This window comes from Streptomyces luteogriseus (genome assembly GCF_014205055.1).
Taxonomy (GTDB): Bacteria; Actinomycetota; Actinomycetes; order Streptomycetales; family Streptomycetaceae; genus Streptomyces; species Streptomyces luteogriseus.
The window spans coordinates 875561-901294 of sequence record NZ_JACHMS010000001.1; the positions used below are offsets into that span (position 1 = coordinate 875561).

Consider the following 25734-nt stretch of genomic DNA (forward strand, 5'->3'; position numbering starts at 1 on the left):
GGCCCGGCCTCAACCGCCGGGCGACCGGCAGGCCGGCCAGGTACGCGGGCGTTCCGACGGGGTCGCGGGCATGCCGGCCGGGGCGGGCTCTCGTTCGCGGGTCTCGGGCGAGGAGACACGCATCCGCTCGTCCCGGCCGGCCTGGCGGCGCCTCGTCACCAGCCGCGGGCGGCCCACTCCTCCAGGTGCGGTGCCTCCGCCTCGACGGTCGTCGTCCCGCCGTGCCCGGTGTGGACGACCGTGCCGCCGGGGAGGGTCAGGAGCCGGTCACCGATCGAGCCGATGATCGTGCCGAAGTCGCTGTACGAGCGCCCGGTCGCGCCGGGGCCTCCGGCGAACAGCGTGTCACCGCTGAACAGCGCGCCCAGGTCGGGGGCGTACAGGCACACGGCACCCGGAGCGTGTCCGGGCGTGTGGAGGACACGCAGGCCGATGCCCGCCACCATGAGTTCGTCACCGTCGGCGAGCGGGCCGTCGGGCCGCCGGCCGGGGTGCACCATCTTCCACAGCACCTGGTCATCAGGGTGCAGGAGGATGGGCGCCCCCGTGGCCAGAGCGAGGTCCGGCGCGGCGCGCACATGGTCGTCGTGGGCGTGGGTGCACACGATGGCCGAGAGGCGGCGGTCACCGACGGCCTCCAGGACGGCGTCGGAATCGTGCGCCGCGTCGATGACGACCACCTCGTCGTCGTCACCGATGATCCAGACGTTGTTGTCGACGTCCCAGGTCCCGCCGTCGAGGCTGAAGGTCCCGCTGGTGACGAGGTGTTCGATGCGCGGCGCGCCGGCCATCACAGCACCACCACCGATCGCAGCACGTCGCCGCGGTGCATCTTCTCGAACGCCTCCTCCACGTCGCCGAGGCCGATGGTCTCGGAGACGAACGCGTCCAGGTCGAAACGGCCGCCCAGATACAGGTCGATGAGGGCCGGGAAGTCGCGCGAGGGCAGGCAGTCGCCGTACCAGCTGGACTTCAGCGAGCCGCCCCGTCCGAAGACGTCGAGCAGGGGCAGCTCCACCTTCATCTCCGGGGTGGGCACGCCGACCAGCACGACCGTGCCGGCCAGGTCGCGGGCGTAGAAGGCCTGCCGGTACGTCTCGGGGCGGCCGACCGCCTCCACGACGACGTCCGCGCCGAAGCCGCCGGTCAGCTCACGCACCGCTGCCACGACGTCGCCCTTCGCTCCGTCGACCGTGTGGGTGGCTCCCATGGTCATGGCCCGGTCGAGCTTGCGCTGGTCGATGTCGACGGCAATGATCTTGCTCGCCCCGGCCAGCCTCGCCCCCGCGACGGCGGCCATGCCCACGCCGCCGCAGCCGATGACGGCGACGGAGTCGCCCCGGCCGACGGTACCGGTGTTCACGGCCGCGCCGAATCCCGCCATGACGCCGCACCCGAGCAGACCGGCTGCCGCAGCCGAGGCCGCCGGGTCCACCTTGGTGCACTGCCCGGCGGCGACCAGCGTCTTCTCCGCGAACGCGCCGATCCCGAGTGCCGGCGAGAGCGGGGTGCCGTCGAGCAGCGTCATGGGTTGTGTCGCGTTGTGGGTGGCGAAGCAGTACCAGGGCCTGCCCTTGCTGCAAGCCCGGCACTGGCCGCACACCGCACGCCAGTTGAGGATGACGAAGTCACCAGGCTCGAGGCCGGTGACTCCCTCTCCGACCGCCTCGACGCGACCTGCCGCCTCGTGCCCCAGAAGAAAGGGGAAGTCGTCGTTGATCCCGCCCTCGCGGTAGTGGAGATCGGTATGACAGACGCCGCACGCCTCGACCTTGACCAGCGCCTCACCCGGGCCCGGGTCGGGGACGACGATCGTTTCGACGGAGACCGGAGCGCCCTTCTTACGGGCGACGACGGCACGAACCTCGTGGGCCATGAGCTGCTCCTCAAGCGGGAAACCCTCGCGAGTGCGTTGCCTTATTCGATACACGCACCGCTATACGCAACCGAGCATCGCGGAGGAGTGCGCCGAGGGTCAAGGGCTCGGTTCCAACCGGGTCGGCTCGGCCGGATCCGCCGGAACGAAGGGGCTCGCCAGAGGCACGCGTGAGGGCCGCACCCCCGGAGACTCCCGGGATGCGGCCCTCACGCGCGTCCGGTTCCGGCCGCGTCGCGCTCCTCCGGTCCGCCCGGCCGGGCAGCTCAACCCGTGGGCCGCGAGTCCGCCATGACCTCGGCGGGCCGTACACCGTCGTCCGGCCCCGGCTCACCGGCGGCGTCGGCGACGCCTTCCCGTTCCGCTTGCCGTAGCCCGTCCCGGAATGAATCACACACCGCTACAACTTAGGCTAGGCTAAGCTGAATTGAACTCCCCTGGTGCGGGCCTGCCCGGCCTCGCTGCGAAACGGAGTGCCCCCGTGACCGTGACAGCCGCCCGAGAAGGGGATCCGTCCGTCCAGGCACTTCCCTGGCCGGAGGAACTGCGGGGCAGTGTGGTCGTCGTCAAGTTCGGCGGCAACGCCATGGTGGACCCAGGGCTTCAACTCACCTTCGCCCAGGACGTCGTCGAGTTGCGGCACGCGGGCCTGCGCCCGGTCGTCGTGCACGGCGGTGGGCCGCAGATCAGCGCGATGCTGGACCAGCTCGGCCTGGAGACCCGCTTCGAGGCGGGGCTGCGGGTGACCACGCCCGAGACCATGGACGTGGTGCGCATGGTGCTGACGGGTCGCGTGCAGCGGGAGCTGGTCGGGCACATCAACGCCCACGGTCCCTTCGCCGTGGGTCTGACCGGGGAGGACGCGCACACGATGACGGCCGTGCGGCGGCCGGCCCGGGTGGACGGCAGGGCGGTGGACATCGGCCTCGTCGGCGACGTCGTGGACGTCAATCCGGCCATGGTGCGCGCCCTGTTGGAGCAGGACCACATCCCCGTCGTCTCCCCCGTGGCACGCGGCGCGGACGGGCAGGTCTACAACGTGAACGCCGATCTCGCCGCGGCCGCCCTCGCCGTCGCGCTCGATGCCGAGCGGCTGGTGATGCTCACCGACGTCGAAGGGCTGTACGCGGACTGGCCGCACAGCACCGAGGTGATCGGGCATCTGACGGCCCGTGCGCTGGACGGGCTGCTGCCCGGGCTGGCGAGCGGGATGCTGCCGAAGATGGAGGGCTGTCTGCGGGCCGTCCGCGGCGGGGTACGCAAGGCGCATGTGGTGGACGGGCGCGTGCCGCACGCGGTGCTGCGCAGTGTGCTTGCCGGGACCGGCCCCGGGACCACCGTGGTTCCCGACCCGGTCACCACGTCCTGACGAGAACGCGCGCGCCGCGCCTCGGGTCCAGGGACTCCGCCCAGGGCCGCGGCGCACGGTGCGCGGTCGTGGGTGTGAAGCCGTAGCGCAGGAACAGTCCGGCGCCTCCGGTGGTCGCCGTGAACAGGGCGTCGAGCGACTGCGCGTGTGCCGTGGCGAGCACCGCGCGTAACAGCCCGGCGCCCGCCCCGCTCCCCTGCCGGTGCGCGGCGACGCAGAAGTTGTAGACGACGCCCGCGCGTTCGCGGCCCTCCTCCGGGTCCGCCGGGTAGGCGCGCAGGCCCACGCAGCCGTCGAGAGTGCCGTCGGGAGCCCGGAGCACCAGGAAGTCGGCCGCGTGGGCGGCGTAGAGGGAGACGGGGCGTTCGCGCAGTGCGCCCGAGCGCACGAAGGGCCGGGACAGCGCGGCGAGGGCGGCGGCCTCGTCGGGACGGGCGGTACGCACCGCGGGGGTCGGTGCGGCAAGGGCGTGCGGGAGCACGGCAGGGCGTGGCGAAGCCGTGGGCAAGGGGTTCCTTCCTCGGTTGCGGACCGGGGATCAAGCGCGCGGACGACTCGGACGGCCGCCCACGTACGTCTCCACGACCTCGATGTCGCCGATACGCGAGATGTCGACGCTCCGAGGGTCGTCGGCGAGGACGGCCAGGTCGGCGTGTTTGCCCGGGGTGAGAGAGCCCAGGCGGTCCTCCCAGTGGCAGGCGTGGGCGCCGGCGACGGTGTACGCGTGCAGGGCCTGGTCGACGGTGACGGCCTCGTCCGGGCCGATGAGCTGCCCGGAGACGGAGGCACGTTCGGCCATGAACTGGACGGCACGCAAGGGCGATCCGTCGGCGACGGGCCGGTCGGAGCTGCCCACCAGGGGAATGCCGTGGTCCAGGAAGGCCCGGCCCCGGTACATCCAGGGCGCCCGTTCCTCGCCCATGATCGCGGCGTAGTCGTCGCCGAAGCAGCGCAGGAAGTTGGGCTGGACGACCGCGCTGACGCCGAGTCGCGCCATGCGCGGGAGCTGGTCGGGCCGGATCAGCCCGGCGTGTTCGATGCGGTGGCGTGCCTCGGGGCGGGGCCGGATCCGCTGGGCGCGCTCGATCGCGTCCAGGGCGATGTCGGCCGCCCGGTCGCCGATGGCGTGCACGGCGAGCTGCCAGCCGGCGAGGTGGCCGTCCACGATGAGGTCCGTGAGCACGTCCGGGGCGTCCTGCAACTGCCCGGTGTGGTCGAGCCCTTCGTACGGGCGGGTCAGTGCGGCCGTACGGGCCATCATGCCGCCGTCGGTGTACACCTTCAGCGCGCCCACGGAGAGCCGGTCGTCGCCGAACCCGGTGCGCAGGCCGAGGTCGAGGGCGCGCGGGATGCCGTCGGTCTCGTGCGCGGTGACCGGGCGCAGCCGGTCCGCGGACACCATGAGCTGCACCCGCAGCGGCAACAGGCCTTTTTCCCGGGCGAGTTGATAGGCGCCGAGTTCGACGGGGCTGTGACCGAAGAGGGTGCCGCCGATGCCCGCTTCGGCGCAGGCGGTGACGCCCTCGGTGAGGCAGGTACGGGCCGCCCGGCCGATCGCCTCGGCCAGGTCCTCCTGGGCGTGCGGCAGGCGCAGGGCGCGGGCGGCGCCCATGGCCTGCTCGGCCAGGAAGCCGTTCTCGTGCGGGATGTCCGCGGGAAGCAGGTCCAGGACGGCGGTGTTGACGACGCAGCCGTGTCCGGAGTCGTGCAGCAGGTAGAGCTTGCGTCCGTCGCTGACCCGGTCGAGTTCGGCGGCGGTCAGGTGGCGGCCCAGGGCGCGCTGGTCGTAGCCGGCGATGCTCACCCAGTCGCCGGGTGCGCGAGTGCGGGCGACGGCCTCGGCCACGGCCGCGAGCACGTCGTCGACGCGGGTGCGGCCCGCGATGCTCGGGGTGTTCTGCTTGAACCCGGTCCAGGCGAGGTGGACATGGGCGTCGATGAATCCCGGCAGCACCGTGGCGCCCTGGAGGTCGACGACCTCCCGGGCGGGCAGGGAGGTCACGGCCTCGTCGAGGCCCGCGATCCGGCCCTGCCAGATGCCCAGGTCGTGAGCGACCGGGTGGTCCGGATCCATGGTGAGGAAACGGGCGTTGGTCAGCCTGGTGCACAGCATCGGCGGGATCAGGCGTCCTGGGATGCGGCGAGGGACCGGGGGCGCAGGTCCGTCCAGTGGGTCTCGACGTACTCCAGGCATGCCTCGCGGGTGTTCTCGGCGAAGGCGATCGCCCACCCCCCGGGCACTTCGGCGAAGGACGGCCAGAGGGAGTGCTGGCCCTCGTCGTTCACCAGGACGAGGAACCGGCCTTCGGGGTCGTCGAAGGGGTTGGTGCTCATGCGTCGTGCCTCCTCGGAAGGCCAAGATTAGGTTAGGCTCGCCTAATTGACGGAGCTTAGCCTTTTGCCCTTCCCTCTCACAAGGAGACGTTCATGCGCGTGGCCGCGGCCGACAGTCAGGACGTGTTCGCCGGGTTCGGGCTGCCGGGGGCGCCCGGCGGTGCCGCGTTCTGGGCCGCCGTCGGGGCGCCCTCTTCGGTGCCCGCCGAGGGCGGCGGCTGGGTGACCCTGTTTCTGTGGCGCGGGTCGTCGCCGGTGACCATCGAGTTCGAGAGCTGGTCGGATCCGGTCGCCCTGCGGCGCTGGGAGGACACCGACTGCTGGTACGCCGAGGTGCGCATGCCCGAGCGGCTGCGGGTGACGTACCGGTTCGTGGCGGGGGACGACGCCCATGCCGACCCCTTCAACCCGGCCGGGGCGGGCGGCGAACGGTCCATCGCCGCGACGCCGGACGCCCCGGAGCAGCCGCACTGGCCCATTCTCGGGGCGGACGCGGTGCTGCCCCTGCCGCGGACCCGAGTCCGGTGGGCGAGTGAGCGGCTGGGCGGGCGGCGGACCGTGCGGGTTCATCCGGCGGGGGGCGGTGGGCCGGTGGTGTTGCTGCTCGACGGCGACGACTGGCTGCATCTGCATCCGGCCGTGACCGCGTTCGACTCGGCGGTGGCGGCGGGGGACATGCCGCCGGTCACCCTGGTCTTCCTGCCCGCCAAGGACCGGGCCGCCGAGTTCACGTGCCGGCCCGAGCTGTGGAAGGCGGTGCGGGACGAACTGCTGCCGCTGGTGGCGGAGTCGGGCGTGCCCGCCGATCCGGAGCGGCTGGTGGTCGCCGGGCAGAGTCTCGGGGGGCTGAGTGCGGTGTACGCGGCGCTGGAGTTTCCGGAGCTGGTGTCGCGGGTGGCGTGTCAGTCGGGGTCGTTCTGGTGGACGCCGGGTGCCCTGCGGGCGGCCGATCCGTTGGGGGGTTCGGTGGGGGGTGTCATCGCCGAGCGGTTGCGGGGCGGTGTTGATCTGTCGGGGCTGCGGGTCGCGTTCGATGTCGGGGAGCACGAGGAGCGGATGCTGCCCCATTGTGAGGTGATCGAGGGTTTGGTGGAGCGGGCCGGGGCGGCCGTGCGGGTGTCACGGTCGGCGTCGGGGCATGACCGGGTCGGGTGGCGTCATGCGCTGCTGAGGGATGTGGGGTGGGCGCTTCGGGCGTAGCGCCGTCGTCGGGTGCGGGTGCGTGGGGGCCATCGCGCAGTTCCCCGCGCCCCTGAAGGCATCTCCCCCGGGCCCCCTGAACATGCACACGCGGCCTCGGCGCAGCGCGCCCAGCGCCGTCGTCGAGTGCGGGTGCATGGGGGCCATCGCGCAGTTCCCCGCGCCCCTGAAGGCATCTCCCCCGGGCCCCCTGAACATGCACACGCGGCCTCGGCGCAGCGCGCCCAGCGCCGTCGTCGGGTGCGGGTGCGTGGGGCCCGTCGCGCAGTTCCCCGCTCCCCTGAAGGCATCTCCCCCGGGCCCCGTTGAAGGGTCAGCGTGCCACCGCCGAGCAGTAGTTCTGGTCTCTTGCCAGGAGGTTGCGGTGGGTGTCCTCTGCTGTGATTGTTCCGGCGTCCAGGATCAGGACCCGGTCCGCCGCGTCCAGGAAGGCCGGGCTGCTGGTGATGACGATCGTCGTGCGGCTCCGGCGCAGCTTCGCCACGTTGCGGGCGACGAGTTGTTCGGTGACCGCGTCCACCGCCGTCGTCGGGTCGTGCAGGACGAGGATGTCGGTGTCGGCGGCCAGGGCGCGCGCCAGGGAGAGGCGTTGGCGCTGGCCTCCGGAGAGGTTGGCGCCCCGGTCGCGGACGCCGTAGTCGAGGCCCTCGCGGTGCAGGGCCACGACGTCGGTCAGCATGGAGGCCTCGACCGCCTCGGGGACCGTCCGGCTGGTGCCCGACGGGTCGATGTTCGTGCGCAGGGTGCCCGCGAAGATCTCCCCGTCGTAGGGGTTGACCAGCAGGTGCTCGCGGACCGCCTCGACGGGGAGGTCCGCCAGGTCCTTGTCGCCGATCCGGACCGTTCCCTCGTACGCGGTGGGCGGGACGCGCACGGCCAGGACGGCGGCGAGGTCGGCCGCCGCGCGGGGCTGGTACGAGGCGATGGCGACGAACTCGCCCGCCTTCACCTGGAAGGACAGGTCGGTCAGCGTGCCGTGGCGGACGCGGTCGATCTCCAGGTCGCCGCCCTCGGAGGGGCGTTCGGAGCCCGGGGTCATCACCGGCGGGGCCGACAGCACCAGAGCCATCCGCTCGGCCGAGGCACGCGCGATCATCACGTACTTGGGCATCTCCGAGAACAGCTTGAGAGGTTCCATGATGAACTGCGCCAGGCCCACGGCCATGACGAGTTCACCGATGGTGATCCGGCCCTCGAACGCCAGCCAGCCCGCCATCAGGGTGACGGCGCCGGCGAGGACCGCGTTGAGAGCCAGGGCGGTGCCCGCGTAGGCGCCGTTCACCTTGGCGACGGTGATCGACTGGCGCTTCGCCTCCGTGCTGACCTCGCGGTAGGACCGGAACGCGGCGTGGTTGCCGCCGAAGCCGTGCAGCGGGCGCAGGCCGGTGATCAGGTCGGCGACCTTCGCACCCGCCCGCGCCACCCGGGCCTGCTGCTCCTGGGTGCTGCTGCCGATCCGCTTGGACATCACGCTGAGGATCGACAGGATCGCGACGGTGCCCACGATCACCAGCAGCCCCAGCCGGACGTCCGCCAGGCCCAGGGCGACCGCCGCGACCAGCACCGCGACGAGCGAGCTGATGAGCAGCGGCACCACCTCGATGATGTCGGCGGTCTGGTCGGCGTCCTCGGTGGCGATGGTCAGCACCTCGCCGGACTTGAGGTCGACGTCCCGTGCGACGGGCTGCAGACCGCAGGCCGCGACCTTCACCCGCCAGCGGTGCGCCTCGGTCGTGTTGGCCTTCTGCAGGATCCGCATGCCGAACCGCCACGACAGCGACACCGTCGTGATGATCACGGCCAGGGCCCCGATCGACACGGCGAGCGCCTGGAGGCTGCGGCCGTCACGCATCGTGTGCTCGACGATCAGGCCGAGTGCGATGGGGAAGGCCGTCTCGCCGGCCTGGTAGAGGCCCATGAGGAGGGTGCCCCAGGCCATGGCGCCGAGGTTGCGGCGCAGGGCGGTCCGGAGGATGGCGGTCCCGTGGCGGGGCCGCTGGGTGTCAGTTGTCATCGAGGTGGCGGGCAATCGCTTCCGGGGTTCGCAGGGTGAACAGATCGCGGATGGTGATCACGGGACCGTACTCGCGGCGGAGCAGCCCGACGAGCCGCACCGCCAGCATGGAGTGTCCTCCCAGGGACACGAAGTCGCTCACCGCGCTCACCTCGTCGTCGTCGAGATCCAGTGCCTCGGCGAAGTACTCGCACACCACGGTCTCGGTCTCGGTCTGCGGGCCCCGCTCCCCCGCCGTGGTCAGCGCGCCCAGCGGCTTGGCCTCGGGCAGTGCCTTGGTGTCAGCCTTCCCGTTCACCGTCAGCGGGATGCCGTCGACCTGGGCGTAGTGCGTGGGCCGCAGGAAGTCCGGCAGTCCGGCGCCCACTTCGGTGGCGACGGCGGCGAGTTCCGCGCTTTCGAGGACCAGGTAGGCGGCGAGCCTGTGGGCCCCGTCGACCTGCGGGTCGGGCTGGGCGACCGCGGCGACGAACCGCACCGCCGGGTGCGCCGCGAACGCCGCCTCGACCTCGCCGAGTTCGACCCGGTGACCGCGGATCTTGACCTGCTGGTCGGTGCGGCCCAGGTACATCAGGTTGCCGTCCGGGCGGCGGACCACCAGGTCGCCGGTGCGGTACATGCGCTCGCCGGGCTCGCCGAACGGGCAGGCCACGAAGCGGTGCGCGGTCTGGGCCTGCTGGCCGAGGTAGCCGCGAGCGATGCCGATGCCCGACACGTACAGCTCGCCGGGCACACCGTCCGGCAGCGGCCGCAGCCACGGGTCCAGGACGTACACGTCCGTGTTGTCGATGGCGACGCCCACCACCGGGTCCTCGCACTCGAAGGTGCCGACGCCCAAGGTGTTGATGGTGTACTCGGTGGGCCCGTACAGGTTGTAGCCGACCGTGCCCTCGGTCTCGGCGAGCCGCTGCCACAGCGTCGGCGTGACGGCCTCGCCGCCGAGCAGCACCAGCGCCGGCCGCCGCTCCGGGTTGTCGAGCAGGCCCTCGGCCACCAACTGCTGCGCGTAGGTCGGCGTCACGTTGACGACGTCGATCCCGTGCTCCAGGCAGTACGCGACCAGCCGGGGCGCGTCCCGGCGCAACTCCTCGTCGCAGATGTGCACTTCATGGCCGTCGGCGAGCCACAGCAGCTCCTCCCACGACATGTCGAACGCGAACGACACGGTGTGCGCGATCCGGAAGACGCGGTGTCCGTGCTCGGCCAGCACCGGCTCGAAGATCCTGCGCTGATGGTTGATCAGCATGTTGGTGAGACCGGCGTACTCGGTCACCACGCCCTTGGGCTTCCCGGTGGAGCCGGAGGTGTAGATCGTGTACGCGGGGTGGCGCAGCCGGTCCGGGTCGTCCGGCGCGAACGACACGTACGGCTCTGCCTCCGGAAGCGGCCGGTCCAGTTCGATCAGGTCGCCGGTCAGCCGGGGCGAGACCCTGCTCACGGTGAGGATCACGTCCGGGCGGGCGTCGTCGACGATCGCGGCGATCCGCTCGTCCGGGTGGTCGAGCTCCAGTGGCACATACGCGGCGCCGACCCGCAGGACGGCGAACAGGGCCGCGATCCAGTCGAGGGAGCGCGGGATCGCGAGCCCGACGGTCGTCTCCGGTCCGATGCCTCGCGCGGCGAGCACGCCCGCCACGGCCCGGCTGCGGTCGCGGAGTTCGGCGAACGTCATCGTCGAGCCGTGGGCGACGAGTGCCACCCGTTGCGGGTCGCGGTCCGCCGCCCGGTCGAAGCGGTCGACGACGGTGTCCGTGCCGACGTCGGTGCGTGCGGCCGGTCCGGGCACCGGGCCCGGGCCCCGCAGCGCGCCGACCGGCCCGGTGGCACGGGCCAGGTCTTCGAGCACGCCCAGGTAGTCGTCGAGGAGACGGCGGGCGTTGCCGGTGTCGCCGTCGCGGTACTCCAGCTTGACCGTGAGCCGGTCCCCGGGCGTGACGACCCAGGTGAACGGGTAGTGGGTGGAGTCGTCGGCCTTCACCGAGGTGATGCCGTGCCGGGCGTTCATCTCGGCGAACGCGTCCATGTCCAGGAAGTTCTGGAGCACGAAGAGGTTGTCGAACAGGGTGTCGTGCCCGCTGGCCCGCTGGATCTCGCCGAGCCCGAGGTGCTCGTGCTCCATCGCCTCGACCCGGGCGGCCTGGACGGCCGACAGGTAGGCGCCGACCGTGTCGTCGGGTCGGGCCCGGGTCCACATCGGCACGGTGTTGAGCAGCACGCCGACGATGTCGGAGCGCCCCTCGCCGTCCCGGCCGGAGACGGTCACGCCGAACACGGCGTCGGCGCGGCCGGTGTGCGCGCCGAGGAGCAGGCCGAACGCGCCGGTCAGCACGGAGTTCAGGGTGACGCCGTGCACCCGGGCCGCCTCGCGCACCAGCGCGGACTGCTCGGTGGACAGGGTGTGCACGAGCGCGCTCGGCAGGTCGTCCGAGAAGGACGGCGCCGGTCCGGCGAGCAGCGTCGGACCGGGGAGAGCGGCCAGGTGGTCCGCCCAGAAGCGCTCCGACACCGCCGGGTCCCTGGCGTCGAGCTCCCGGGCGTACTCCTCGAAGCTCGGCGTGGCGGGCGTCGGGTCGAGCGTCTCGCCCACGAGGACGGCGCGGTAGGCGTCGAAGAGGTCCCGCAGGACGATCTCGCGGGACCAGCCGTCCCACAGCAGCAGGTGGTAGCTGAGCAGCAGGCCGTCCCGCTCGTCGGGCAGGTGCACGACGGTCAGCCGGATCAGCGGCGGCTCGCCCGGGTCGAAGCCGGTGTCCCGGTCCCGGGCCCGCAGGGCGTCGACCTCCGCGTCCGTCGACAGCGCGATCGTACGGACGTCGACCCGTCGCCCGGCCTTGAGGACCTGGACCGGGTTCCCGTCCTCGTCGGTGCCGAAGCCGGCGCCGACGACCGGGTGCCGCGCGATCACGTGGGCCATCGCCTCGGCCAGCGCGCCGGTGTCCAGGCGCCGGTCGAAGGTGAACCAGTTCTGTGCGACGTAGTGTCCGGCCGAGCCCGCCATCTGGGCCTGGAAGAACAGGCCGCGCTGGAGCGGGGTGACCGGTGCGGTGCGCTCGGCCGTCGTCGCGGCGTCCGCGAGGTGCTTCAGCGCGCCGCGCCAGTGCTCGGTGATCGCATCGGGGATGCCCTCGGCGAGGACGAACTCGGCGAGCAGGCTGCCGGTGGCCTCGTCGGTCCACGCGTTGACCTCGACGGCGTAGGGGCTGCCCTGGTCGCCGCCGGTGAGGTGCAGCGCCTGGGACTCGCTGCCCCGGCCGAGGTAGTTGAACAGCACCTGCGGGCGGGCGGTGAGCAGCGGCGCCGTCTGCGGGTCGAGGTACCTGAGCCGGCCGTAGGCGACGTGCCCGTCCTCGTCCGGCTGGCGCTCGGCGACCTCGCGGGCGGCGGCGACGGGGTCGGTGTGCGGGGTGAGCCGTACGGGCGCGATGGCGGTGAACCAGCCGACGGTTCGGGTGTAGTCGTGCTGCTGGAGGGCCGGGACGCGGCCGTGCCGCTCCAGGTCGATCGCGAGGTCGGTGGGCGACGGCTGGATGCGGGTGAGCGCGGTGCGCAGGGCGCCGCAGAGCAGTTCGGTGAGGCCGACGCCGAGTGCGGCGGGGGCGGTGCGGGTGACGCTGTCGCTCACGTCCGGGGCGACCACCACCGTCGTCTTGCGCAACGCCCCCGTGACCGGGAGCAGTTCGGGAGCCTGGAGGGTGGTGATCCAGCGGCCCAGGTCGTGGACGTCCTGGGCCGCCCGGAGCGTCAGGGCTTCGGCGTACTCGGCGTACGAGGTGGTGGGCGGGGCGAGGGGCTCGCCGCGCAGGGCCGTGGCCAGGTCGTCGAGCAGGATCAGCCAGGAGACCGCGTCGACGGCGAGGTGGTGCACGGTGACGACGAGGGTGTGACTCGCCTCCAGCCATGCGAACGCGATCACCTCGCCCGACTCGGGGTCGAGTTGTCCGGCGGCCTCGTCCGCGACGGCCGTCGCGTCGGTGGTGTCCGGGCGTACGACGGTGATCTCGCGGGCGGGTTCGGTGCGGAGGGTCCACACGCCGTGTGCGGTGTCGAGGCGCAGCCGGAGGGTCGGGTGCGCGGCGACCACGGCGTTCGCGGCGCGTACGGCGTCCGTGAAGCCGGTGCCCTCGGGGGCCCGGAGTGTCCTGGCCTGGGCGAAACGGGTGAGGGAGCCGCCGAGTTGGCGCTGGCGGAGGATGATCGGGGTGGGGAGGAGGGGGCCGTCCTCGCGTGGGGCGTCCGCCGGGGTGGCCCGGTGTGTGCTCGTGCCCAGGTGTTCCGCCAGTGCGCGGGGGGTCTTGAGCAGGAAGACGTCCTTCGGCGCGATGGGCAGGCCGAGGGTGCGGGCCCTGTTGACGACCGTGATGGCGATGATGCTGTCGCCTCCGGCGCGGAAGAAGTCGGTGTCGGCGGTCACTTCCGTGCCGGGCAGCGTCTCGGTGAAGATCTTGGTGAGTGCGGCTACCGCGGTGGTTTCGTCTGCGGGTGCGTTGTGGCTTGTCGCGCCGTTCCCCGCGCCCCTTAGGGAGCGCTCCACCAAGGCCGTTCGGTCCAACTTGCCGTTCACCGTCAGCGGCAGGGCATCGATCTTCAGCACCCTGCCCGGCACCATATGAACGGGAAGACTGGACGACAGACGGGCCGTCAGGTCGGTCGGCGCGCTGCCCACCACATGTGCGACCAAGTGGTCACCGGTGTCCGCAACCGTCACCGCCACGTCGGTCACGCCGTCGAAATCCCTGATCGCAGACTCCACCTCCCCCAACTCAATGCGGAATCCCTTGAGTTGGACCTGGTCGTCCGCGCGGCCGGTGAAGACCAGCTCGCCGTCGAGGGTGCGGACGGCGAGGTCGCCCGTGTGGTACATGCGGGAGCCGTCGGCCGTGAACGGGTTCGCCACGAAGCGGCCCGCGGTGAGGCCGGGCCGGCTCAGGTAGCCGAGGGACACCTGGTCGCCGGCGACGTAGATGGCGCCCTCGCGGCCCGGCGGCACCGGGCGGAGCCGGTCGTCGAGCAGGTGGGTGACCAGGCCGGGGATGGGGCCGCCGATGGGGCTGACGTCGTCGCCGGGGCCGAAGTCTTCGTCGGTGAGGACCCGGTGGGTGACATGGACGGTGGTCTCGGTGATGCCGTACATGTTGACCAGCTCGGGGGCGGCCGTGCCGTGCCGTTCGACCCAGCCGCGCAGCCGCCCGAGGTCCAGTGCCTCGCCGCCGAAGACGATTCGGCGCAGTGCGGGCAGCGGTTCGCCGGCGAGCCGGTCGGCCTCGATGAACTGGTAGAAGGCGGACGGGGTCTGGTTGAGCACGGTGACGCCGCGTTCGCGGACCAGCCGGTGGAAGTCGACCGGGGAGCGCGTCAGCCCGTACTCGGGCACCAGCAGCTCACCGCCGTGCGCCAGCGCGCCCCACAGCTCCCAGACGGCGAAGTCGAAGGAGAAGGAGTGGAACTGGACCCAGACGTCCCGTGGGCCGAAGTCCATGTCCGGCCTGGTGTTCGCGAGCAGCGACACGACGCTGGAGTGCGGGACGACGACGCCCTTGGGGCGGCCCGTGGATCCGGAGGTGTAGATCACGTAGGCGGGGGTGTGCCAGTCGGGCGCGGGGGCGGGCTCCGTGCGGGCGGCCGGGGGCTCCTCGCCCTGGACCAGCACCCGGGCCGGCACCCCCGACCGGGCCAGGAGGCCGGTGAAGCGGTCGCGCTGGTCCCGGTCCACGAGGACGACCTGCGGGGCCGCGTCGGCGAGGATGTACTCCAGCCGCTCGTCCGGGTACGCCAGGTCGAGGGGGACGTACGCGCCGCCGGCGCCGACGATGGCGACGAGGGCGACGACCTGCTCCAGGGAGCGCGGGACGGCGACGGCGACCCGCTTGCCCGGGCCGACCCCTGCCGCGCGCAGGGCGGAGACCAGGTCGTTCTTCGCGTCGGACAGTTCGCCGTAGGTCAGGGAGCGGGTGGCGCCGTCCAGGCCGCACTGGGTGACGGCGGTTGCCGCCGGGTCGCGGCGGGCCGCGGTGTCGAACAGTTCGCCCAGGGTGGTCGGGGTGATGGGGGCGGGGCGTCGTTCGGCTCCCGCCGCCAGATCGTCGACCAGGGTGTCCGGGTGCGCGAGCAGGCCGGTCAGGGTGCGGCTGAACGTGTGCAGGATCGTCCGGGCGGTCGTCTCGCGCAGCAGGTCACCGTCGTAGATGAGGTTGAAGCGCGGTCGGCCGTCGGGTGCGCGCTCGACCACGAGAGTCAGCGGGTAGTGCGGGGCGCCCTCGTTGACGAGGGCCGTGATGGTCAGTGTGTCGCCGGGCCTGCGGAGCGAGGTCGGGTCGGTGGCCACGTCGAAGACCACGAGCGTGTCGAAGAGCGGACCGGAGCCGGCCTGGCGGCCGATGCGTGCCAGGGAGACGTGCTGGTGCGGCAGGACCGCGCTCTGGTGGTCACGCACCGAGGTGAGCAGGTCGGCGGCGGTGGCCCCGGGGGTCCAACGGGCCCGTACGGGGATGGTGTTGATGAAGAGCCCCACCATGTCTCCGATGCCGGGCACCTCGGCGTCGCGGCCGGAGACCGTGGAGCCGAAGACCACGTCCCGGCCCTGGAGGATGCCGCCGAGGGTGACGGCCCAAGCGCTGTGCACGGCGACGCTCAGCGGCACTCCGGCCTCGCGGACGGCGGTGTCGATGTCGGACTCGGGTTCCACGGAGGTGTCGTCGAAGCGGTCGGAGGGGGTGTGTCCCTCGGCCACCAGCGACGGGCCGGGCAGGTCGGCGAGTTCCTCGCGCCAGACGCGGTCGCTCTCGTCGGCGTCGCGCCCGGCGAGCCAGTGCACGTAGTCGGCGAAGCCGCCGAGCGGGTGGACGGTGCCCGGTGCGTGGTACTCGGCGAGCAGCGCGCGGAGCATCGGCGGCACGGACCAGCCGTCGGCGATGATGTGGTGCACGGTCTGCACCAGGACGTTCCGGCCGGAGCCGGTGCGGATGAGCGTGTACCGCATGAGCGGGCCGGTGGCCAGGTCGAAGCCGGTGCGGCGGTCCCGTTCGGCGAGGTCGCGTATCTCCTCGTCGGTGATGCCGGGGCGGTCCAGTGTGGTGAAGGGGGCTTCGACGCCGTTCTCCAGGACGGAGACCACGCGGCCGTCGGCCAGGGCCGTGAAGCGCGCGGCCAGGTTCGGGAACAGGGTGAGCAGCCGGGTGGCCGCCGCGGCGAGCCGGCCGGTGTCCACCTCGCCGTCGAGGGTGAGCAGTTGCTGCTCGACGTAGGCGCCCGCGGAGTCGTCGTCGAAGACCGAGTGGAAGTAGAGGCCTTCCTGGAGCGGGGTCAGCGGCAGGACGTCTCGCAGCGCCGGGCCGTCCAGGGCGTCGACGTCGGCCTGGGTGAGCGGTACGAGGGGAAAGTCGCTGGGCGAGTGGCCGCCCCGGTCGAGCGCGGCGAGGCCGGTCAGGGCCGTGCGGAAGTAGTCGCCGAGTGTCGTGATGTCGGCGTCGGTGAACAGGCCGTCGGGCCAGGAGACGGTGGTGACGAGCTCGTAGGCGCCGGAGGCGTCGGGTTCGGCGATCGCGTTGAACTCCAGGGCGCGCGGCAGGCGCATCCGGGGGTCGCGCTTCTCGCCCAGCTGGCCGGTGGTGCCGGCGAGTTGCCAGTCGCCGGGGGCGCCGGCGGCGAAGCGGCCGAGGTAGTTGAAGAGCACCTGGGGTGCGGGGGCGTCGAACTCGCTGTGGGTGAGGTAGCGCAGGGCCCCGTAGGAGACGCCGTTGTCCGGTACCCGGGCGAGGTCCTCCTTGACCGCCTTGAGGGCGGCGGTCAGGTACTCGGGGGTGGTGAAGTCGGTTGCCGTTCCGGGGTCGACGGTCACCGGGAAGAGGGTGGTGAACCAGCCCACGGTCCGTGACAGTTCCGGCTCGAAGCCGGCGGAGCCCGCGACGAACTGCCCTTCGCGGCCGTGGCCTTCGAGTTCGATGTGGGCGAAGGTCTGGTCCTGCCCGAGGTCGCGGCGGTACCGGGCGAGGGCGACGGCGAGCGCGGTGAGCAGGACGTCGTTGACGCCGGCGTGGAACGTCGCGGGGATCTCGTTCAGCAGCGCGGCCGTGACCTCGGGGCCGACCGTGACGGTCCGCAGGCGTTCGTTCGCGACGGTGTCGGTTCCGGCCAGGGCGCGGCGGGCCAGCGGCCGGTCCTCGCCGGGCAGGGGCCGCCGGTAGCAGGAGCTGTCGGCGTCGAAGGCGGCGCGTTCCAGCAGCTGGGTCCAGCGCCGGAACGACGTGCCCACCGGCGGGAGTTCGATGGACTCGCCCGAGTTGAACTGCCGCCAGGCGGTGGCCAGGTCCTCCATCAGGACGCGCCAGGAGACGCCGTCGACGATCACGTGGTGGGCGACGAGGACGAGTTGGTGTGCCTCGGGGCGCCAGACGGCGCGGAGCATCACGCCGTTCGTGGGGTCAAGTCCGGCGGTGGCGAGGGCGACGCACTCCTCGAGGGGCAGGTCGCTGCGCTGCCAGCGGGGCTCGGCCCGCTCCGCCTCGGGGATGTCGAAGCTCCAGCGGTCGCCGCGCATCAGCTTGGCGCGGAGCATGTCGTGCCGGGTGACGAGGGCGGTGAGGACGGCGTCGAGGGCGTCGTCGGTCAGGTCCGACGGGGTGTTCAGGACGACCGACTGGACGAAACCGTCGATGGCGTCCGTGGTCTCGCCGAGCCATTGCACGATGGGTGAGCCCACGACGGTGCCGGTGGCGACATCGGCGTGGTCGACGGTGGAGACGTCCTCGCGGCTCGCGACCGCGGCCAGTGCGCCCGGCGTGCCGTGGGTGAAGATCTGCCGTGCCGTGACGTGCAGGCCCCGCTCGCGCAGCGCGCTCAGCAGGGAGATCGCGAGGATGCTGTCGCCGCCGAGCTGGAAGAAGTCCTGGTCGACGCCGACCTCTTCGAGGCGCAGCACCTCGGCGACCGCTGCGCACACCGCCCGCTCGTCGTCGGTGGTGGGGCGCAGGAGCGAGCCGGTCTCGATCGTGGGTTCGGGCAGCGCGTTGCGGTCGAGCTTGCCGTTGGCGGTGAGCGGGAACTCCGCCATGACGACGATGTGGGCGGGCACCATGTACTCGACCATGTGCGCGCCGGCCCAGGCCCTGACCTCGTCGGCCCGCAGGTCCGCACTGCCGGCGGCGGGTATGACGTAGCCGATCAGGTAGGTGCCGCCCGCCGCGTTCTTCTTCGCGACGACGCAGGTGTGCCGTACCCGGGGGTGCTCGGCGAGACCGACCTCGACGTCCTCGATCTCCAGCCGCATGCCGCGGATCTTGATCTGGTTGTCGGCGCGGCCCAGGAAGTCCAGTGATCCGTCCGGGGCGAAGCGGGCGAGGTCGCCGGTGCGGTAGAGACGGGAGCCGTCGTTCGCGAAGGGGTTGGCGACGAAGCGGGCGGCGGTGAGGCCGGGGGCGCCCACGTAGCCGCGGCCCAGGAGGAAGCCTCCGACGTAGAGTTCACCGCCGACGCCGACCGGGACCGGGCGCAGTTCGTCGTCCAGGACGTAGAGCTGGGTGTTGGGGTTGGCCTTGCCGATGGACGTCGACAGGCGTTCCGCGGCGCCCCGGTAGATGACGTGCGAGACACCGATGGTCGTCTCGGCGGGGCCGTAGCCGTGGTACATGGGGATGCCGTCGAGCTTGGTGCGGAACCGCTCGTACAGCTCGGGGGTGAGTACTTCCCCGCCGCACCACACGTGCCGCAGGCTGTTCAGGCGACCGGAGTCGCCGGTCATCTCCAGCAGCACGTCCAGCATGGACGACACCAGATAGGTGAAGGTGACGCGCTGTTCGGCGATGACGCTCAGCAGGTGGTGCGGGTCGCGTTCGCCGCCTGGCCGCAGGACGACGAGCCGGCCGCCGCAGACCAGCGGCAGGAAGATCTCGTTGATGGAGATGTCGAAGGACAGGGGCGCCTTGAACAGCGAGGCGTCGTCGTGGCCGAAGCCGAGGATCTCGTTCACCTGCCACAGCAGGCGCTCGCTGATCGCCTCGTGGCGGATCATCGCGCCCTTGGGCCGCCCGGTGGAACCGGACGTGAAGATCACGTAGGCCAGCGCGTCGCCGAGGACGGTGACGCCGGTCCCGTCCTTCGGGTACGCGTCGTACCGCCAGTCACCGAGGTCGACCGCCACGGCGTCCGGTTCGGCCGGGTCGTGCTCGCCCGAGGCGTTCAGCTGGACGACGACCCGGGCGTCCTCGATGACGACGGCGCGGCGCGCCGCGGGCCACTGCGGGTCGAGCGGTACGAAGGCGCACCCGGCCTGGAGGACGGCGAGCAGCCCGACGACCATGTCGGCGGAGCGGCTCAGGGAGATGCCGACGACCTGTTCGGAGCCGAGCCCGCGGGCGAGGAGATGATGGGCCAACTGGCTGGAGAGCTCGGCGGCTTGGCGGTAGGTCAGCGACCGGTGCTCGTCGACGACGGCCACGGCGTCGGGCCTGGCGCTCGCCTGGGCGCGGAACATCTCCACGATGGTGGGGCGGTCCCGGTCGGCCCGGTTGTCGTTCCACTCGGCCAGGGTCCGCAGCCGGGCCGCCACGCTGGAGGGGCCGATGGTGCCGAGCGGGCGGTCCGGGAAGTCGGCCAGGTCGTCCAGGGCGAGCTGCGCGTCCTCGGGCGTGACGCCGTCGGGGACGATGATGCCGCGGCCGTCCGGGGTGATGTCCCAACCGCCGGGCGCCGTACCGCCGTTGTCGACCCAGCCGAGGACGTCGGCGAAGAGCGTGCCGGGGGTGAGGTCGATGCCCTCGGGGCTCCGGCCCGTCGCCCAGTACGACAGGCCGATGGCGCAGGCCTCGGTGATGGTCCTGTCCGGGTAGTCGCCGATCCGTCGGCGCACATCGGCCAGGCGCGTGGGAGAAAGCAGTGCGTGACGAGCGCGCGGTTCCATCATCGAAGACTCAGCGTCCCTTCCAGAATGTGGAGTTAGGCTAACCTAAATTAGGGTTGCCTAACTACCCTCTCGCCAGGCTCGCCACAGGCGTGCGTACCGGCCGCCCAGAGCCACGAGTTCCTCGTGCGTCCCCTGCTCCACGACGCGTCCCGCGTCGAGCACGGCGATCCGGTCCGCCGCCATCGCCTGGGTCAGCCGGTGCGCCACGAACAGCGTGGTCCGGCCGGCGCACGCGGCCACCACGGCCCGCTCCAGTTCGGCGGCGCCCTCGCTGCCGGCCTCGGCGGTCGACTCGTCGAGCACCACCACCGGCGCCCGGCCCAGCACCAGCCGCGCCAGGGCGATCTGGGCGACCTTGGTGCCGTCCAGGCGCTCACCGCCCTCCCCGACCGGGGTGTTCAGCCCGTCGGGCAGCGTGGCGACCCAGCTCTCGGCACCGACGGTGCGCAGGGCGTGAAGCAGTTCGGCGTCGGTGGTCCCCGGGGCGGACAGCCGCAGGTCGTCGGCGAGCGGGCCGGAGAAGACGTGCGTCTCCTGCGTCAGGATGCTGACCAGGGCCCGCGCCCCGGCCTCGTCCAGGTCGGCGAGATCGGTCGTACCGATGCGCACCGACCCTGCCTGCGGGGTGCCGATGCCGGCGATCAGCGCGGCCAGTGTCGTCTTGCCCGCTCCCGTGGCGCCCACCAGGGCGAGCGATCCGCCGGCCGGGATCGTCAGGTCGACGTCGCGCAACACGGGCTCCTCGGAACCGGGGTAACGGAACGTCAGCCCCTCGACCGTCACCGGGTACGCACCGGCCCGGGCCGCCGTGACGGACTCGTCGCCGACCAGCCGCTCCCCGGCGGACTCCCCCAGCACCCCGACCAGACGGGTCAGGCTCGCGCCCGACTTCTGTGCCTCGTCGAAGGTGAACATGATGGCGCCCAGCGGGGTGAACAGCCGGTGGAACAGCAGCGGGGCCGCCGACACCTCGCCCAGGGTGGCCGCGTCGGCCTCCAGCAGGGCGTATCCCACCACGAGGATCAGGACCAGACCGATGAACTCGGCGCGGTTCTCCCGGCCGACGAACCGGCCGAAGAACCGGAACACCTCGATTCCGAGTTCGCGCACCCGCCACGACTCCGTGGTGACCTTCTCGCGGAAGGCCCCCTCCAGACGGTACGCGCGGACCGTGTCGATGCCGTTCAGGCCGCTGATGAACGCCTGGGCGCGGTCGGCCTGGGCCACGCGCTGCTTCCGGTAGAGCGGGGCGGAGCGGGGCAGGTACCAGCGCAGCGCCAGCGCGTACGCGGGCAGCGCGCCGGCGCCGGCCAGGCCGAGCCGCCAGTCCAGCCCGAACATGCCGAGGGTCGCGATGACGACCAGCACGCCCGCCGAGAACACCGTGGGGACGGCCGTGCGGATGCCCTTGGAGATGACGGCCACGTCGTCACCGACCCGGGAGAGCACGTCCCCCCGGCCGACCTGCTCGATCCGTGCGCTCGGCATGCCGAGCACCGCCCGGACGGCGCCTTCGCGCAGCCGCGCCAGCAGATCCGCGCCCAGCCGTCCGATCAGGTAGGTCGACACCGCGGTGGCCGCCGCGCCGAGCAGCGCGGCGGCACCGATCAGCACCCCGATCGTGACCAGGACCGAACGGTCCTCGCCCCCGACTACCCCGTCGACCACCCGGCCGAGCAGGAGCACCGGGAGTACCTGGAGCGCCGCCCCCGCGACCGTGGTGAGCACGGTCGCGACGGTCAGGCCGGGCATCGCGCGGCAATGGTCCGCGACCCATCGGGCGGCCTCACGGCCGGTCGTCGTGCGCAGCGTCGCCGGGGCGACGCGCGTGTCGGTGGTGCTCACTTCCCTACTCGACCGACTTGACGAGCTCGTCGATCGCGTACGGCATGGACAGCAGGGTGCCCTGGGAGATGGCCGCGCCGACCGCGGGTCCCTCGCTGTCGAGCAGGTAGGACACGTTGCCCTTCTTCACCGCGTCGAGGTTGGCGAACAGCTTGAACTTCTTGAGCGCCTCGGTGTCGGCCTTGTCGTTGATGACGAAGATGTGGTCGACGTCGACGAGGTCGATGCGCTCGGGCGAGAGCGTGGTGTAGAAGTTGCCGCCCGCGACCTTGTCGATCTCGGTCTGGTACTTGTAGCCGATGCCCGTGACGAGCCGGCCGCGCACGTCGGTGGAGGTGAAGGGCGCCACCGAGTCCTTGTACCAGGACAGGGCGACCGCGGTCTCCTTGCCGAGCTCGGGGTGGTCCTTCTTTGCCGTGTCCAGCTGACCCTGGATGTCGTCGACCATCTTCTGGCCTTCATCGGCCTTGCCGAGGGCCTTGGCGATGTGCAGGGCGTTGTCCTGCCAGGGGGCGCTGAAGGGCTCCTTCTCGCCCTTGGTGCGGGCCACCGTGGGAGCGATCTTGGAGAGCTTGTCGTAGGCGGCCTGGTCGATCTCGGAGTACACCGCCACGATCAGGTCGGGGCGAAGGGCCGCGATCTTCTCGTAGTTGGGGCCGGAGTCGCCGTTCTTCATGACGACCTCGGGCTTGGTGTCGCCCCACTTGTCCTTCACCCAGGGCCACTGGGTGTTGATGTCGGGGCTCTTGCCGGGCGGGTTCGGGTACTGGTCGACCATGCCGACGGGCTTGATGCCGAAGGCCAGGACGGTCTGGTCGTCGGTGTAGCCGACGGAGACGACCCGCTGGGGTGCCTTCTCGACGGTGGTGGAGCCGAAGGCGTGCTCCACGGTGACCGGGAAGTCACCGGCGGCCGCGGCCTGAGTGCCCTCGCCCTTGTCGCCTGCGGTGTCCGACGAGCCGGAACCGCATCCCGCGAGGAGACCGACGCCGAGGGTGGCCGCGGACAGGATCGCCGCCAGCCGCCGCCAAGGCTTCCCGGGCGTCGTTCGATGGAGGAGCATCCAAATCCCCTTGCTTTCGCGCTAGTTCGCTGCACCCTCGCCTAAGGGCAGGCAAACCTTATCGCGAGAGAATGAGGTTAGCCTAGCCTTACTAGAGCTCCGCTGCCGGGAGGTGGTCGGGCAGCACATGAGTGCGCCCGATCGGCACGATGAGCGGCCGGTCCCCGACCGGGTCGTCGATCACCCGGGCACGCAACCCGAAGGCCTCGTACAGCAGTTCGGCGGTGATGACGTCCCGTGGATGCCCCTGCGCCAGGATCGACCCCTCCCGCATCACCACGAGGTTGTCGCTGTAGCGGGTGGCCAGGTTCAGGTCGTGCAGCACCATGACGACGGTGCAGCCCGACTCGTGCAGGTCGTCCACGAGGTCCAGGACATCCAGGGCGTGCGCCAGGTCCAGATAGGTCGTCGGCTCGTCCAGCAGCAGCAGATCGGTGCCCTGGGCCAGGGTCATCGAGATCCAGACGCGCTGGCGCTGCCCGCCGGACAGCGCGTCGACCGGGCGGTCGGCCAGGTCGGAGACCCCCGTCATGGCCAGGGCGCGCTCGACCACCTCGGCGTCGTCGGACGACCACTGCCGCAGCCAGCTCTGGTGCGGATGGCGACCCCTGGCAACCAGGTCGGCCACGGTCAGCCCCTCCGGCGCGACCGGCGCCTGCGGCAGCAGGCCAAGCTTCTTCGCCACGTCCCGCGTCCGGAGCCTGCCGATGTCCTCGCCGTCCAGCACCACCGCCCCCCTGGCCGGCTTGAGCAGCCGCGAAAGGGTCTTCAACAGGGTGGACTTCCCACAGCCGTTGGGGCCGATGATCGTGGTGATCACACCAGGCGGTATCGCCACGTCGAGTTCGTCGATGACGGCCCGGGCGCCGTAGCCGACCGTGACGCCTCGGGCTGCCAGCCGCGAGGTGCCGCCGACCGCGGCCTCGGTGACGGACTGTGCGACCACGGGTCCCCCCTTGCTTAGGTTCACCTGACTCTTGTACATCTACCGCAGGTTCGCCCGCACCAGCAGATAGACGAGGAAGGGCCCGCCGATCGCGGCGGTGACCACACCGACCGGGAGCGAGACCGGCAGCGCCGTGCGCGCGACGAGGTCGGAGCCGATCAGCAGCAGCGCGCCCACCAGGCCCGAGGCCACCATCGGCGGCGTGGGGCAGCGCGCCAGACGCATCGCCACCTGCGGCGCCACCAGCGCGACGAACGGCACCGGCCCCGCCGCGCTCACCGCCACGCCGGCCAGCAGCACCGCGCACAGCAGCAGCACCGCCCGCACTCTCGTGTACCGGACGCCCAGCCCGGCGGCGACCTCGTCGCCGAAGTGCATCGGCCTGAACTGGAAGGCGACGCAGGCGACGACGAGCAGGAGGGCGAGCCCGCACCACAGGGCCGTCCAGACCTCGCCCCACGAACGGTCCTCCAGCGAGCCGACCAGCCACGCCTGGGCCCGGGCCACGTCCCGGATGTCGGCCGTGACCAGCAGCCAGGTCGTGATGGCCTCCATCACGGCGCTCACCGAGATGCCGATGAGGATCAGCCGGAAGCCGTCGACGCCGCGCCGCCACGCCAGGAAGTACACCAGCAGGCCCGTGCCGAGCCCGCCCGCGAGGGCCGCGGCCGGCAGTCCCACGGAGTCGACGACCGCCGCGGCGGTCCCGCCCGAGACGGTCACCAGGAACACCGCGACCGCGCTGGCGCCCGAGGTGATGCCCAGGACGTCCGGGCTGGCCAGCGGGTTGCGCGCGATGGACTGCGTGAGCGCTCCGGACACCCCGAGCGCGACGCCCACGACGAGCCCGGCGAGGGCGCGCGGCATCCGCAGGTCCATGATGATGAACCGGTCGACCTGCTCGCCCCGTCCGAGGATCGTGGCGATCACCTGCGGGAGGCCGATCGGGAAATCCCCGACGGCGATGGAGACGCAGAACAGCAGGAACGTGGCCGCCGCGAGCAGCAGTGTGACGCTCAGCAGCCAGGGCCGCCAGACGAACGACACCCGGCCGAGCCGCACACCGGACGGCAGCGACGGCTTCACATCGGTCACGTTCATGCGTTCCTGAACTTTCCGCGCCAGACGAGAACCGCGAAGAAGGGGGCACCGAGCAGCGCCACGAGGACACCCGCGTCCAACTCCCCCGGCCGCACCACCAGTCGGCCGACGATGTCGCAGAGCAGCAGCACGACCGCCCCGAGCAGCCCGGCGTACGGCACGAGCCAGCGGTAGTCGGGACCGGTCAGGTACCGGGCCACGTGGGCCACCATCAGGCCGAGGAAGGCGATGGGGCCGCACGCGGCCGTCGCCGCGCCGGCCAGCAGGGTGATGGCGGTGATGCCGACGGTCCGGCTCAGCGCGATGTTCACGCCCAGGCCCCTGGCCACGTCGTCGCCCAGGTTGAGCAGGTTGAGGGAGGGCAGCGTGGTCAGGGCCAGCACCAGGCCGACGCCGATGAACGCGCTCACCGGCCAGATGACGTCGAATCCGACACCGGCGAGGGAGCCCGCGTTCCAGAACCGCAGCGCGTTCAGCGACGCCTGGTTCGACAGCGCGACCGCCGTGGTCATCGCCATGAGGAACACCGTGATCCCCTGCCCGGCCAGGGCGAGCGTCAACGGGTTGCCGGCGCCGCGGCCGATGCTCGCGAGACCGAACACCACGACACCGGCGACCGCCGCGCCCGCGAAGGCGAACCAGACGTACTGGAACGGGTCGGAGAACCCGAACACGGCGATCACCGACACCACGGCGAACGAGGCGCCGGTGTTCACCCCCAGCAGGCCCGTGTCGGCGATCGGGTTGCGCGTGTATCCCTGGATCAGCGCCCCGCCGACCCCCAGGGCGACACCCGCCACGATCCCGAGCACCGTTCTGGGCACCCGTACGGTCTCCACGATGAGCCGGATCTCGGTGAGCCGCCGGTCGGACTCCGGGTCCGCGAACAGCCCGTGCCACACCTCGGTGGGAGTCAACGCGCGTGCCCCGACGGCCAGTGACATCACCACGGCGATCACCAGGAGCGCCACGAGGATGCCCAGACCCACGGCCCGTCGCCGACGGGCCGGTGACGAGCCCCTGGTCGCGGGGCGCTCCACTACAGCAGTCGTGCCCATGTCGACGTACGTTATCCCTTGCGCGGTCGGCGAC

At 72.1% G+C, this 25734-nt stretch carries 14 protein-coding genes; 2 read left to right on the forward strand and 12 right to left on the reverse strand.

Annotated features, from left to right (window positions below):
• Positions 1–155: 155 nt before the first annotated feature.
• Positions 156–791 (reverse strand): MBL fold metallo-hydrolase, encoded by a 636-nt coding sequence (locus BJ965_RS04070; RefSeq protein ID WP_184907389.1) that lies wholly within the window; start codon positions 789–791, stop codon positions 156–158.
• Complete coding sequence (locus BJ965_RS04075) at positions 791–1876, reverse strand: S-(hydroxymethyl)mycothiol dehydrogenase (protein WP_184907390.1); 1086 nt, start codon at positions 1874–1876, stop codon at positions 791–793. The genes BJ965_RS04070 and BJ965_RS04075 overlap by 1 nt, the downstream gene beginning before the upstream one ends.
• Before the next feature lie 487 nt (positions 1877–2363).
• On the opposite strand from BJ965_RS04075, the gene argB reads away from it, so the two are divergent.
• Positions 2364–3245, forward strand: coding sequence for an acetylglutamate kinase (argB, locus tag BJ965_RS04080; RefSeq protein ID WP_184916741.1), 882 nt, complete (start codon positions 2364–2366; stop codon positions 3243–3245).
• On the opposite strand, the gene BJ965_RS04085 is transcribed toward argB, so the two are convergent.
• The 3 genes from BJ965_RS04085 to BJ965_RS04095 all read right to left on the reverse strand — a co-directional run bounded on the left by BJ965_RS04085 (position 3232) and on the right by BJ965_RS04095 (position 5579).
• A complete protein-coding gene (locus tag BJ965_RS04085; RefSeq protein ID WP_313666707.1) occupies positions 3232–3690 on the reverse strand; it encodes a GNAT family N-acetyltransferase in 459 nt (152 codons plus the stop codon). The two genes, argB and BJ965_RS04085, sit on opposite strands and share 14 nt — an antisense overlap.
• A gap of 93 nt (positions 3691–3783) precedes the next feature.
• Complete coding sequence (locus tag BJ965_RS04090) at positions 3784–5358, reverse strand: amidohydrolase (RefSeq protein WP_184907392.1); 1575 nt, start codon at positions 5356–5358, stop codon at positions 3784–3786.
• Between the two features lie 8 nt (positions 5359–5366).
• Positions 5367–5579: an MbtH family protein gene (locus BJ965_RS04095; protein WP_030840555.1), complete on the reverse strand. Its 213-nt coding sequence runs from the start codon at positions 5577–5579 to the stop codon at positions 5367–5369.
• 93 nt (positions 5580–5672) lie between these two features.
• Between BJ965_RS04095 and BJ965_RS04100 the strand changes: the two genes are divergently transcribed.
• Positions 5673–6779, forward strand: a complete 1107-nt coding sequence (locus BJ965_RS04100) for an alpha/beta hydrolase-fold protein (RefSeq protein ID WP_184907393.1) — start codon at positions 5673–5675, stop codon at positions 6777–6779.
• A 313-nt stretch (positions 6780–7092) separates the two neighbouring features.
• Here BJ965_RS04100 and BJ965_RS04105 read toward each other — a convergent pair whose 3' ends face one another.
• The 7 genes from BJ965_RS04105 to BJ965_RS04135 all read right to left on the reverse strand — a co-directional run bounded on the left by BJ965_RS04105 (position 7093) and on the right by BJ965_RS04135 (position 25700).
• On the reverse strand, positions 7093–8793 hold the full coding sequence (locus tag BJ965_RS04105) for an ABC transporter ATP-binding protein (RefSeq protein ID WP_184907394.1): 1701 nt from the start codon (positions 8791–8793) through the stop codon (positions 7093–7095).
• The gene (locus BJ965_RS04110) at positions 8783–19687 is read right to left on the reverse strand and encodes a non-ribosomal peptide synthetase (RefSeq protein ID WP_184907395.1); all 10905 of its coding nucleotides are present in this window, start codon (positions 19685–19687) and stop codon (positions 8783–8785) included. Before BJ965_RS04110 ends, BJ965_RS04105 begins: the two co-directional genes overlap by 11 nt.
• A 57-nt stretch (positions 19688–19744) precedes the next feature.
• On the reverse strand, positions 19745–21532 hold the full coding sequence (locus BJ965_RS04115) for an ABC transporter ATP-binding protein (RefSeq protein WP_184907396.1): 1788 nt from the start codon (positions 21530–21532) through the stop codon (positions 19745–19747).
• A gap of 4 nt (positions 21533–21536) precedes the next feature.
• Entirely contained in the window at positions 21537–22595 is a 1059-nt protein-coding gene (locus tag BJ965_RS04120) for an iron-siderophore ABC transporter substrate-binding protein (protein ID WP_184907397.1), read from the reverse strand.
• Between the two features lie 91 nt (positions 22596–22686).
• Positions 22687–23541: an ABC transporter ATP-binding protein gene (locus BJ965_RS04125; protein WP_184907398.1), complete on the reverse strand. Its 855-nt coding sequence runs from the start codon at positions 23539–23541 to the stop codon at positions 22687–22689.
• Positions 23542–23580: 39 nt separating this feature from the next.
• Complete coding sequence (locus BJ965_RS04130) at positions 23581–24642, reverse strand: FecCD family ABC transporter permease (protein WP_184907399.1); 1062 nt, start codon at positions 24640–24642, stop codon at positions 23581–23583.
• The gene (locus BJ965_RS04135; protein ID WP_184907400.1) at positions 24639–25700 is read right to left on the reverse strand and encodes a FecCD family ABC transporter permease; all 1062 of its coding nucleotides are present in this window, start codon (positions 25698–25700) and stop codon (positions 24639–24641) included. The genes BJ965_RS04130 and BJ965_RS04135 overlap by 4 nt, the downstream gene beginning before the upstream one ends.
• Positions 25701–25734 lie beyond the last annotated feature (34 nt).